The 10990-nt window shown below is 67.7% G+C and carries 11 protein-coding genes and 1 pseudogene; 11 read left to right on the forward strand and 1 reads right to left on the reverse strand.

Annotation, left to right across the window (positions count from 1 at the left end):
• Positions 1-4: 4 nt before the first annotated feature.
• Entirely contained in the window at positions 5-700 is a 696-nt protein-coding gene (locus ABZV44_RS39285; RefSeq protein WP_354848329.1) for a cupin domain-containing protein, read from the reverse strand.
• Positions 701-1405: 705 nt separating this feature from the next.
• Between ABZV44_RS39285 and ABZV44_RS39290 the strand changes: the two genes are divergently transcribed.
• The 11 genes and pseudogenes from ABZV44_RS39290 to ABZV44_RS39340 form a co-directional block, all read left to right on the forward strand.
• Positions 1406-1609, forward strand: a complete 204-nt coding sequence (locus tag ABZV44_RS39290) for a hypothetical protein (protein WP_354848332.1) — start codon at positions 1406-1408, stop codon at positions 1607-1609.
• Positions 1610-1768: 159 nt separating this feature from the next.
• A complete protein-coding gene (locus ABZV44_RS39295; RefSeq protein ID WP_354848334.1) occupies positions 1769-2578 on the forward strand; it encodes an alpha/beta hydrolase in 810 nt (269 codons plus the stop codon).
• Positions 2579-2607: 29 nt separating this feature from the next.
• Complete coding sequence (locus ABZV44_RS39300; protein WP_354848337.1) at positions 2608-2958, forward strand: zinc ribbon domain-containing protein YjdM; 351 nt, start codon at positions 2608-2610, stop codon at positions 2956-2958.
• Between the two features lie 146 nt (positions 2959-3104).
• A complete protein-coding gene (locus ABZV44_RS39305) occupies positions 3105-3581 on the forward strand; it encodes an oxidoreductase (protein WP_354848340.1) in 477 nt (158 codons plus the stop codon).
• Positions 3578-5551, forward strand: a complete 1974-nt coding sequence (locus ABZV44_RS39310) for a proton-conducting transporter membrane subunit (protein ID WP_354848343.1) — start codon at positions 3578-3580, stop codon at positions 5549-5551. Before ABZV44_RS39305 ends, ABZV44_RS39310 begins: the two co-directional genes overlap by 4 nt.
• Positions 5548-6513 carry an NADH-quinone oxidoreductase subunit H gene (locus tag ABZV44_RS39315; protein WP_354848346.1) on the forward strand — a complete coding sequence of 322 codons (966 nt, stop codon included), beginning with the start codon at positions 5548-5550 and terminating at the stop codon, positions 6511-6513. The genes ABZV44_RS39310 and ABZV44_RS39315 overlap by 4 nt, the downstream gene beginning before the upstream one ends.
• Positions 6510-7172, forward strand: a complete 663-nt coding sequence (locus tag ABZV44_RS39320) for a hypothetical protein (RefSeq protein ID WP_354848349.1) — start codon at positions 6510-6512, stop codon at positions 7170-7172. The genes ABZV44_RS39315 and ABZV44_RS39320 overlap by 4 nt, the downstream gene beginning before the upstream one ends.
• Positions 7172-8638: a proton-conducting transporter membrane subunit gene (locus ABZV44_RS39325; protein WP_354848351.1), complete on the forward strand. Its 1467-nt coding sequence runs from the start codon at positions 7172-7174 to the stop codon at positions 8636-8638. Before ABZV44_RS39320 ends, ABZV44_RS39325 begins: the two co-directional genes overlap by 1 nt.
• Before the next feature lie 20 nt (positions 8639-8658).
• Positions 8659-10122, forward strand: coding sequence for an NADH-quinone oxidoreductase subunit C (locus ABZV44_RS39330; protein ID WP_354848365.1), 1464 nt, complete (start codon positions 8659-8661; stop codon positions 10120-10122).
• A 92-nt stretch (positions 10123-10214) separates the two neighbouring features.
• The gene (locus tag ABZV44_RS39335; RefSeq protein ID WP_354848354.1) at positions 10215-10544 is read left to right on the forward strand and encodes a metalloregulator ArsR/SmtB family transcription factor; all 330 of its coding nucleotides are present in this window, start codon (positions 10215-10217) and stop codon (positions 10542-10544) included.
• A gap of 99 nt (positions 10545-10643) precedes the next feature.
• Positions 10644-10990, forward strand: a pseudogene (locus ABZV44_RS39340) (phosphoenolpyruvate carboxykinase); the annotation flags it as partial.

Raw genomic sequence — 10990 nt, forward strand, 5'->3', positions numbered from 1 at the left:
GGGCTCAGTGGCGTTTGGTGATCACGACCGGTTCGATCTCGGTGGGAATACCATCCAGCGCCGATACAGGGATGCCGAGAACACTGGCGGTGACCTCCCGCGGAATCGAATTCAGGGCAGCGAGAATGCCGATATCGTCGCTTGTCTCCGGGGCGCTGGTGTTGAAGACGATAAGTAGTTCGAGTGGGGCGTCGGCGCGGGCATTTTCGAAGTAGTGAAAGAACCCCTGCGGGGCGAAGACCAGGTCGCCCGCGTGTGCTTCGAACACATCGTTGTGGTAGCTGCCGTCCGGATGGGTACCCATGACCGTCCATTTCGCGCTGCCGGAGATGTGGTAGTTGAGTTCCCACGCCGTGGGGTGCCAGTGCGGTTCGCGGACGCCTCCGGGCTCCAGCCGCACGAAGTACGCCGCACCGTTCTGGCCGGCCAGCACCGGGAAGTTCTGTTCGTGGGCTCCCTGCAGCGTGCCGCCGTCGTAACGGTCCGGTTCAGCGGCGGTGAGGTGGAACAGATGCGCGGACTTGTTCAGATTGGCATCGATACTGCCGGCACTGGGTAGTTCGGTCCGCACAGACTCGGCGCAGGCCGCGGCGGCTGTCAAACCCGCACCGAGCGCCGCCCCGCCCAACGCGGCCGCGCCGGTCCCGATGGCGGCGCGGCGGGTCACCGCCGGTGTTTCGTGGGGACGATCGCTCGACATGTCGCTCCGTTCCACACAGATTCGTCGCGGTCAACTCCGGGCAAATGCATCGACGGGGGCGCTCGACATGGAAGCGTACCCAGGAGTGCGCCGCCGACAATGCAGCAACTCTCGAACAGATGAACCCGCCGGGAGTGAGTGGAACAGCAACGATTTGCGTGGCGCTGCGGAGAAGACGCCGATTCCTGTTGTGGCACTGAGCATTTGATGACCTTTCCGAGGCCACCCGCTATCGAGTCCGTTTCACCCGAGCCGAAGGGGACACCCCAGGCGGGCATCCCCTCGAAACCGCCTCTGATCAGGCGGGTTTCGGACTGCGGCCGATGACCTCCCGCATGATCCCGAGCCGGCTCGCGCACTGCCGATCGGAGGCGGTTTTCGCTGCCCGAACGGTGCTGATTGGTCTATAGTCCCCGAATACGCCGGATTAGTTGCAATTTTTCTAAAGTTAATACTTTAGTGAGATAGGACGTCAGCGCCGAATTCACTTCCCCGCAAACAGCGTCCGGCCCACCGTTGAGCAACAGAACAGGAGCCGTCCGCCAACGACGACATCACCATCACCATCCGACCGCCCCGCGCGACGCAGGTTCAGCCAGTTCGATCTACCTCGACGGGCCGGACCTGTGCGCGCCCTCAGGATCCACTGAACAAGGCCGAGATCGTCCGATCAAAGAACTCGGCCGGCAACGAAAGAGGTTAGGAATGCGTTCGACGCCGATCAGCTCGCTGGTCCGCGGGCAGATCCTGCGCTGCTATGACTGCGGTCTGCTGTGCAAGCCCGCCGCCCTCCGCCCCGGCGACGACTCCTGCCCGCGGTGCCACGCGCACCCGCTGGTGATCATCAGTACGTCGGGGCGGTACGGCAGCGAATGCAGCCCACCGCAGCCCACCCGGAACGACGTATGAACTACCCCGGTCCAGGTCCGCAACCAGCGCACCGATAGCGAGACGACAACGCCGCGGCCGATCGGATACGAGCGGCTTCAGCATCCGACCGCTGCCGCCACCCGCGTAGCTGATTGCTAATGTTCGCAACCGAACATATGAGCAACTGGAAGAAGGACCATGCCCACCGCAACCCTCAACGGGATCCGACTGAACTACGACGTCGCCGGAACTGGTCCCCTCGTCGTCCTGGTGATGGGATCCGGAAGCCCCGGGCGCGTCTGGCGGACCTATCAGGTACCGGCTCTGGTCAAGGCGGGATTCCGGGTGGCGACCTTCGACAACCGCGGCATCGCGCCCTCGGACGAATGCGCGGACGGCATCACCATGGCCGATCTGGTGGCCGATACTGCCGCGTTGATCGAGTACCTCGGTGGCGCACCTGCTCACGTCGTCGGTACATCGATGGGCGCTCGAGTGGTCGCCGAGCTGGCCCTGTCTCGGCCGGATCTGGTCGGCAAGGCCGTTCTGCTGGCGGCGACAGGCCGCCCGGATCCGGTCGCCCAGACGCTCAATCGCGGCGAGCAGGCGCTGATCGACGAAAGCGTCTCGCTGCCACCACAATACGCAGCCGCGATCAAGGCGATCCTCAACTTGTCCCCGCATACGCTCGGTGACGACGAGCGCGCCCAGCAGTGGCTGGACATCTTCGACTACAGCTCGAGCGCAAAGCCGACGGCGGGCGTGCGAGCGCAGCTGGGCATGGACCGTTCCCGCGATCGGCTGGCCGACTACGGGCGCATCGGAAGGCCCTGCCTGGTGGTGGGATTCGCCGACGACCGGATGGTCCCGCCCGCGTTGTGCCGCGAGGTCGCCGCCGCCATACCCGGCGCACGCTTCACCGAGATCGACAAGTGCGGGCACTACGGCTATCTCGAACAGCCCGACGAGGTCAATCGCGTCCTCATCGAATTCCTCACCGCCGGCTGAGGTTCGAATCCACCCCGAACAGGAGACCCATGACCGCCCTACCGCCCTGCCCCGAATGCTCGAGCGAGTACACCTACGAGATCGGGTCGCTGCTGACCTGCCCGGAGTGCGCGCACGAGTGGACCGCCGCGCCGAGTTCGGACACCGACGACGCCGAGGAGGGCGTGATCCGGGACTCGGTCGGCAATGTCCTCACCGACGGTGACACGGTCACGGTGATCAAGAGCCTCAAGGTCAAGGGCAGCCCGAACCCGATCAAGGCGGGGACGAAGGTCCGCAACATCCGCCTGGTCCAGGGCGTCGGGGACCACGACATCGACTGCAAGGTGGACGGATTCGGCGCGATGCAGCTCAAGTCCAGTGTGGTCAAGAAGGTCTGACGCGAAATACCTGAACCACCCAGGCTTCATAATTTCGGCATTTCGCAATCAGTAGAGTCCTGAAGCAGTTTCTGATAAACCTTCTACCCGTGGGCGAAGTTCTCATCGAGGTTCTCGTCGACGCGCCGGACCGGCGGTAGCGCGCCGTGGGCTGGGTGCGGAAGATGCTGCGGATCGGTCGGGTCGCCGAGCCACGACCCGACCTGCCACCGCGGGCGGATGCGCCCGCGGAGGTACGTGGTTCACTGCAGTTGCGGCATGTGGACGCGGGCTCGTGCAATGGCTGCGAGGTGGAGATCACCAGCGTGTTCGGGCCCGTGTACGACGCGGAGCGCTACGGCGCACGGCTGGTCGCCTCCCCACGTCATGCCGATGGGCTGCTGGTCACCGGGGTGGTCACCCGGAACATGGCCGAGGCCCTGCGCCGCACGCACGCCGCGACACCCGACCCGAAGGTCGTGATCGCCTGTGGCGACTGTGCGTTGAACCGGGGCGTATTCGCCGACGCGTACGGGGTGGCGGGCGCGGTCGGCGAGGTGGCGGCCGTCGATATCGGTATTCCCGGATGCCCGCCGCCGCCGGAGGCGATCGTGGCCGCGCTGCGTTCGGCGACCGGACGGTGACGGCAACAGTCGAGGCGACAGCGGCACCGGTTCCCGTGCGCCGCAACACTTTCAGCGCCTCAACGGCGGGCGTCGTCACGAGTGTGCTGGGGGCGCTCGGGGTGGCCGCGGGTCTCGGTGGCGTGTTCGGCCCTGCGCGTTCGCTGAGTATCGGCTGGTTGCTACCGCTGTCGGGGGCATCTCTGCAGCTGGATCGTGTCGGTGGTTTCTTCCTGGCGCTGACCGGCGCGGTGGCGATCCCGGTGGGCATCTATCTGATCGGTTATACCCGGCGGGAGCATCTGGGGCCGGTGCCCCTCGCGATGGTGCCGCTGTTCGTGGGGGCGATGCTGCTGGTTCCCGCGGCCGGGTCGATGACGACGTTCCTGCTTGCCTGGGAGTCGATGGCGATTGCGTCGCTGGTGCTGGTATTCACCGAACATCGCCGGCCTGTCGCGCGGCGGTCGGGTGTGTTCTATGCGGTGATGACCCAGTTGGGTTTCGTCGCGATCCTCGCCGGGTTGATGGTGGCCTCCGCTTCGGCGGGCGGGGCGGATCGGTTCGACCGGCTCACCGGCGTCTCCGAAGGAGCGCGAGCGGTCGTATTCACGCTGACCGTGGCGGGCTTCGGTTCCAAGGCCGGGCTGGTGCCGTTGCACGCGTGGTTGCCGCGCGCGCATCCCGAAGCTCCGAGCCCGGTGTCGGCGCTGATGAGCGCGGCAATGGTGAATCTCGGGGTCTACGGCATCGTCCGCTTCGATCTGCAGCTGCTGGGCCCGGGTCCGCGCTGGTGGGGTCTGACGCTGATGATCGTCGGCGGCGTGACCGCCGTGTACGGGGTGTTGCAGGCGTCGGTGCAGTCGGATCTCAAACGACTGCTGGCGTTTTCGACCACCGAGAACATGGGCTTGATCATCCTCGCGCTGGGGACCGCGACCCTGTTCTCCGACGCGGGCGCGACCTCGGCCGCCACCGTGGCCATGGCGGCGGCGATGCTGCATCTGATCGCACACGCGGCGTTCAAATGCCTCGGATTCCTCGCCGCGGGTTCGGTGCTGGCCGCGACCGGACTGCGGGATCTGGACCGGCTCGGGGGGCTGGCGCGGCGGATGCCCGCCACCACAACGCTGTTCGGCATCGCGGCGCTCGGAGCGTCCGGGTTGCCGCTGGGCGCAGGCTTCGTCAGCGAATGGCTGCTGATCCAGTCGTTGATCCACACACGGACACAGAGTGATTCGGTGGTGGCGTTGGCGGCTCCACTGGCGGTCGGCGCGGCCGCACTGACCGCAGGTTTGGGTGTGGCGACGATGGTGAAGGCGTTCGGCATCGGATTCCTCGCCCGACCGCGCTCACCGCAGGCCGCCGAGGCTCGCGAGTCCTCGGCGTCGATGACGGCGGGGATGACGGTCGCCGCCGGGGCATGCGTGGTCCTGGCTGTGCTGCCGTTGGTCGCCGGGCCGGCGATTCGTGCCGTGACCGGTTCCCTGCCCGCGTCGCGGATGAACGAATTCACCGGTCTGGGCTGGACGATTCGCCTGCCGGGGCTCGCGGGCAGTATCGCGCCCGCCGGGATCGCCGCCGTGGTCGTCGTCGCCGTCGTGGCGGTCGCGGTCCTGATGCGGTGGCGTGCGCGGAACAACCCGGCGTCGGCGGAGCTGCCCTTGTGGGCGTGCGGCGCGGATCAGCCGACCGCGCGGATGCAGTACACGGCAACGTCATTCGCCGAGCCGCTGCAGCGGGTGTTCGACGACGTACTGCGCCCGGACACCGATATCGAGGTCACGCCTCTGGCCGAGTCCCGGTATCTGGTGGAGAAGGTCGCCTATCACGCGCGGATCGCGGATGCGGTCGAGGACCGGCTGTACCGTCCCGTGGTCCGGGCGATCCGACTGGCCGCGCTGACGGTTGCTCGCGCGCACACCGGCAACGTGCACCTGTACCTCGCCTATGGCGCGCTCGGAGTGCTGATCGTCCTGGTGGTCTCACGGTGAGCGCGACAGCGTATGCGGCCGGGGCCGTGCAGATCGGTGGCGTCATCGCCGGTGCGCCACTGGTTCTCGGCGCCATGCGGCAGGTCCGCGCGCGGGCAGAAGGGCGGGCCGGGGCCGGAATCCTGCAACCATGGCGAGATCTGCGCAAACAACTGAGCAAACAGTCGATCACGCCGGTCGGCACCACGCTCGTCTTCGCCGCCGCGCCGCTGGTGCTGGCGGCGACGACACTGGTGATCGCCGCGGTCGCGCCGCTGGTGGCGACCGGGTCGCCACTGGACGGGACGGCCGATCTGTTCGCCGTGGTGGGACTGCTGTTCGTCGGCACGGTGGCATTGGCGCTGGGCGGCATCGACACCGGCACCGCGTTCGGCGGGATGGGGGCCAGCCGGGAGACGGTGATCGCGGCGCTGGTCGAGCCAACCATCCTGCTGTCGGTGTTCGCACTGTCGATTCCCGGCGGCTCGTCGAATCTCGGTGCGCTGGTGGCGAATACCCTCGATCACCCCGGCCAGGTGCTGTCGTTGAGCGCGGTCCTGGCCGCGGCGGCACTGGTGGTCGTGATTATCGCCGAGACGGGGCGACTGCCGGTTGACAACCCGGCCACCCACTTGGAGCTGACCATGGTGCACGAGGCGATGGTGCTCGAATACGCCGGGCCCAGAATGGCATTGGTCGAGTGGGCGTCGGCCATGCGGTTGACCGTGCTGCTCGCCCTGCTGGCGAACCTGTTCCTGCCATGGGGAATCGCGGGCGGTCAGCCCGGCGTGATCGCCGTCGCCGTGGGCGTGGTCGCCATCGCGGTCAAGGTATCGGTGCTGGCGATGCTGCTCGCCTTCGCGGAGGTGTTCATCGCCAAGCTCCGACTGTTCCGGGTACCCGAGTTGCTGGCGGGCTCTTTCCTGTTGGCGCTGCTGGCGGTCACCGCCGCCAGCTTCTTCACCTCCCGAGGAGGAGCGTGAGCGAGGCCGGATACGCGAGTGTGCTCGACTTCGCCGCGGGTGCACTGGTACTCGCGGCGGTGTTCGTGGTGTGGCGCCGCGACCTGCGCGCGATCGCCTGGCTGCTCGGCGCGCAGGGCGCCGCGCTGGCGATCATCCCGATCGTGCAGGGCATCCACCACCGCGACGGCCCGCTGCTCGGGGTGGGGACGGCTGTCCTGGTGTTGCGCGCCGGGGTGCTGCCGTGGCTGCTGGCGCGGGCGATCGGCGCCGAGCGCCGCGAATACCGGGAGGCCACGCCACTGGTGAACACCGCGGCCTCACTGCTGATCGCGGCCGCGTTGACGGTGACAGCGTTCGGCGTCACCCGGCCGGTGGTGAACCTCGAGACGACCCCGGAGACCGCCGCGGTCCCGGCGGCGTTCGCGGTCATCCTGATCGCGCTGCTGGTGATGGCCACCCGCCGCCACGCCGTCTCGCAGGCGGCCGGATTCCTCATGCTGGACAACGGGATCGCCGCCACGGCGTTCCTGCTCACCGCCGGTGTTCCGCTGATCGTCGAGCTGGGCGCATCCCTGGATGTGTTCTTCGCGGTCGCCATCATCGGCGTCCTCACCGGTAGGTTGCGCCGGGCGTTCGGCGACGCCGACCTCGACCAGCTACAGGAGCTGCACGACTGATGACAGCCCTGATCCTCACCGCGATCCTCGCGCCCGTCGGCGCGGCCGCAATCGGCGCCCTCGCCGGATGGCGGCGCGGCACAGCCGTTCTCACCACGCTCAGCGCGCTCACGATCCTGGCCTGCGGGGCAGTCCTGGGCGGCCGGCTACACGGGCAGACGCACGTCATCGCCGACGGGTTGCTGCGGGCGGACGCGCTGTCGGTGACCATGCTGCTCGTCATCGGCGTCGTCGGCGCCCTCGCAACCTGCGCCGGCACCGACTATATCGATGCCGAACTCGCACACGGCCACACCGATTCGCGCGGGGCACGCACCTACGCTGGGCTGGTGCCCGCGTTCCTGGCAGCGATGGCACTCGCGGTGTGCGCCAACAATATCGGCGTGATCTGGGTGGCCGTCGAAGCCACCACCGTGGTCACCGCATTCCTCGTCGGGCATCGGCGCACTCGGACCGCGCTCGAGGCCACCTGGAAGTACACGGTGATCTGCTCGGTCGGCATCGTCGTCGCCTTCCTGGGCACCGTGCTGCTGTACTTCGCCGCCCGCCACGCCGGAGCACCCAGTGAGCAAGCGCTGGATCTCAACGTATTGCTCATGTACGCAAGCCATCTCGATCCGAGCGTCACCCGCTTGGCCGGCGGACTGCTTTTGATCGGCTACGGCGCTAAAGCAGGTCTGGTGCCGTTCCATACCTGGCTGGCCGACGCCCACAGCCAAGCGCCGGCACCGGTGTCGGCCTTGATGAGCGGGGTGTTGCTGGCGGTAGCGCTGTCCGTCGTTCTGCGCATCAAACCGATCGTCGACGCGGCCACCGGTACCGGATATCTGCGCGGCGGTCTGCTGATCGTCGGCTTGGCCACGCTGCTGATCGCAGCGTCCATGCTCACGGTCACCCGGGATCTCAAACGGCTGCTGGCCTATTCGTCCATGGAGAACATGGGCCTGATCGCCATCGCCGCCGCGGCGGGAACCCGGCTGGCGATCGCGGCGCTGCTGTTGCACGTCCTCGCCCACGGGATCGGCAAGACCGTGCTGTTCCTGTCCACCGGCCCACTGCAGGCCGCCCACCAGTCCACCGCTATCGCCGCCATCACCGGCGTCGCTTCCCGATCCCGGCTGATCGGCGTGGCCTTCGCGGTGGGGAGCGTCGTGCTGCTCGGTTTGCCGCCGTTCGCGATGTTCGCCAGTGAACTGGCCATCGCCCGGTCGCTGGCCGACGCGCGCCTGGCGTGGGTGCTGGGCTTCGCGCTGCTGTTGATCGCCATCGCGTTCGCCGCCCTGGTGCGCAATGCCAGTCGCATCCTGCTCGGCGACGTTCCCGAGGGCGCGCCCGCCATCGCGGTGCCCGTCTCGATGGCACTGGCACTGATCGCGGGAGTGGCGCTTTCGATAGCACTCGGCGTCACGGCCGGACCGCTCACGAACCTGTTCGCCACCGCCGCCGAGCAGGTGATGTCGCGGTGACTTCGGATCAGGCCCAGCGGATACGCCGCGTCGTCACACCCGGCGAACTCCGCGACGCCGCCGAAGACCTGTTCGTGGACGGCCACCGATTGGGGCTGGTCGCCGCCCATGACGACGGCGACGGCGGGCTGCGCGTCGTGTACCTGTTCCTCGCGGGACGGCCGGACCGGCGGGTGGAGCTGGAATGCCCTCTGCCCGCGCATGATCCGGCGCTCCCGTCACTCGCGTACATGTCGTTTCCGGCAGGCCGGTTCGAGCGGGAAATGATGGACCTCTACGGTATTCGCCTGCTCGGCCATCCGCGCCCACGCCGCCTGGTCAGGCACGCGCACTGGCCCGATGACTGGTACCCCATGCGCGCGGACGCACAGGACAGGCCGGTTTTCGAGGGGGCCGGTGAACTGCGATTCCTCACCGTCGGCGGCAGCGGTGTGTACGAGATCCCGGTCGGCCCGGTGCACGCGGGGATGATCGGACCCGGCCATTTCCGGTTCTCCGTCGTCGGGGAGACCGTGGTGCGGCTCAAGGCCCGCCTCTGGTACGTCCATCGCGGCATCGAGCGGCTGTTCCACGGCCGGGCCGCGACCGGCGCGGTCGATCTCGCCGAGCGCGTCAGCGGCGACACCTCCGCCGGTCACGCGCTGGCCCACAGCCTCGCGGTCGAGGAAGCCTGCGCGATCACCGTGCCCGACGACGTTCATCGGCTGCGCGCGATGCTGGTCGAGATGGAGCGGCTCTACAACCACGCCACCGACCTCGGCGCACTGGCCAATGACGTCGGATACGGACTGGCCAACGCCCACGCCCTGCGCATTCGCGAGCGTGTGCTGCGGATGAACGCCGCCGTGACCGGGCATCGCTTGCTGCGTGGCGCGATCGCGCCGGGTGGAGTTACACTGCGCGCGACGCCCGATGCGCGCGAGTTGCGTTCGCTGGCAACCGATCTCGCCGAAATCGCCGAACTCACCCTGCGGAATGGGGTGGTCTTCGACCGATTCGCCGGCACCGGCATCCTCACCGGTGACGACGCCCGTGCGCTCGGCTGCCTCGGCTACCCCGCGCGCGCCAGCGGTCTGACCACCGACGCGCGCCTGGACCATCCTTTCGTCGAGCTGCCCGTCACCGAGGTCCGCGCCGATACCGGGGACGTGCTCGCCCGCTTCACCACGCGCCGAGACGAATTCGCCGCATCCATCGCCCTTGTCACCGCGCTGGCCGAATCACCGGGCGGCCCATTCGAATTCACGGCGCCACCGAACCACCAGAGGCCGGCCAGCGGGGTCGGGATCGTAGAGGGCTGGCGCGGCACCATCGTGCACCGTGTGGAGGTCGACGCGGCCGGACGGCTGACGCGCGCCAAGATCGTCGACCCGTCGTGGTTCAACTGGCCGGCCTTGCCGGTCGCGATGAGCGAGACGATCGTCCCGGACTTCCCGCTGGTCAACAAGAGTTTCAACCTCTCCTACGCGGGAAACGACCTATAGCTCGACTCCAGGCGATTGCGCTGTTTGCTAAACTCTGCAATCAGAAGGCGGTCATAGGTACGAATTCCGCCACAGTGGAAGGAGTGGCGCACATGCCAGAACAGCAACGGCCGCTCTACCAGATGAAAGCCGACTTCTTCAAAACTCTCGGCCACCCCGTACGCATCCGCGTCCTCGAACTGCTCAGCCAGCGTGACCGCCCCGTCGCCGAAATGCTCGTCGAGATCGGCGTCGAACCGGCCAACCTGTCGCAGCAGCTGTCCATCCTGCGCCGCGCCGGTCTGGTCACGGCCCGCCGCGAGGGACTTTCAGTGACCTACGAGCTCACCTCCCCCGAGGTCGCAGAACTGCTCGCGGCCGCCCGGGCCATTCTTACCGGCGTCGTGGCCGGGCAGGCCGAAGCCCTGGAACAGCCCGCCTGATCGAACCCGCGCACCCCCAATGGGTGGGTGTGTGCGCCGTCACTTATTGCAGGTTTTCTAAACTCATTACCTAGTAGTTTCGCGAAGGAGATAGTCGCCGTGACCGAACAGTCCATCACCGTCACCAGGACCGTGCAGGCGCCGACCGACCACGAGGACATCCTGGCCTGGGTCGCGGAGATCGCCGAGTTGACCGCGCCCGAGCGCATCGTCTACTGCGACGGGTCCCGCGGCGAATGGGATCGGCTCACCGCCGAGCTGGTGGCCAACGGCACCTTCGTCCCGCTCTCGGCCAAACCCAACTCGTTCTGGTGCGTCTCCGATCCCGATGACGTGGCACGGGTGGAGGACCGGACCTTCATCTGCTCGGAGAACAAGGCCGACGCCGGGCCGACCAACAACTGGGTGGATCCGGTCGACATGCGCACCGTCATGACCGAGCACTA

This window comes from Nocardia sp. NPDC004860 (assembly GCF_040609015.1).
Classification (GTDB): domain Bacteria; phylum Actinomycetota; class Actinomycetes; order Mycobacteriales; family Mycobacteriaceae; genus Nocardia.

Excerpts from the sequence above, each read along its gene's own strand:
- ABZV44_RS39285 (WP_354848329.1), bottom strand. The coding sequence starts at position 700 with ATGTCGAGCGATCGTCCCCACGAAACACCGGCGGTGACCCGCCGCGCC.
- ABZV44_RS39290 (WP_354848332.1), top strand. The coding sequence starts at position 1,406 with ATGCGTTCGACGCCGATCAGCTCGCTGGTCCGCGGGCAGATCCTGCGC.
- ABZV44_RS39295 (WP_354848334.1), top strand. The coding sequence starts at position 1,769 with ATGCCCACCGCAACCCTCAACGGGATCCGACTGAACTACGACGTCGCC.
- ABZV44_RS39300 (WP_354848337.1), top strand. The coding sequence starts at position 2,608 with ATGACCGCCCTACCGCCCTGCCCCGAATGCTCGAGCGAGTACACCTAC.
- ABZV44_RS39325 (WP_354848351.1), top strand. The coding sequence starts at position 7,172 with ATGACAGCCCTGATCCTCACCGCGATCCTCGCGCCCGTCGGCGCGGCC.
- ABZV44_RS39335 (WP_354848354.1), top strand. The coding sequence starts at position 10,215 with ATGCCAGAACAGCAACGGCCGCTCTACCAGATGAAAGCCGACTTCTTC.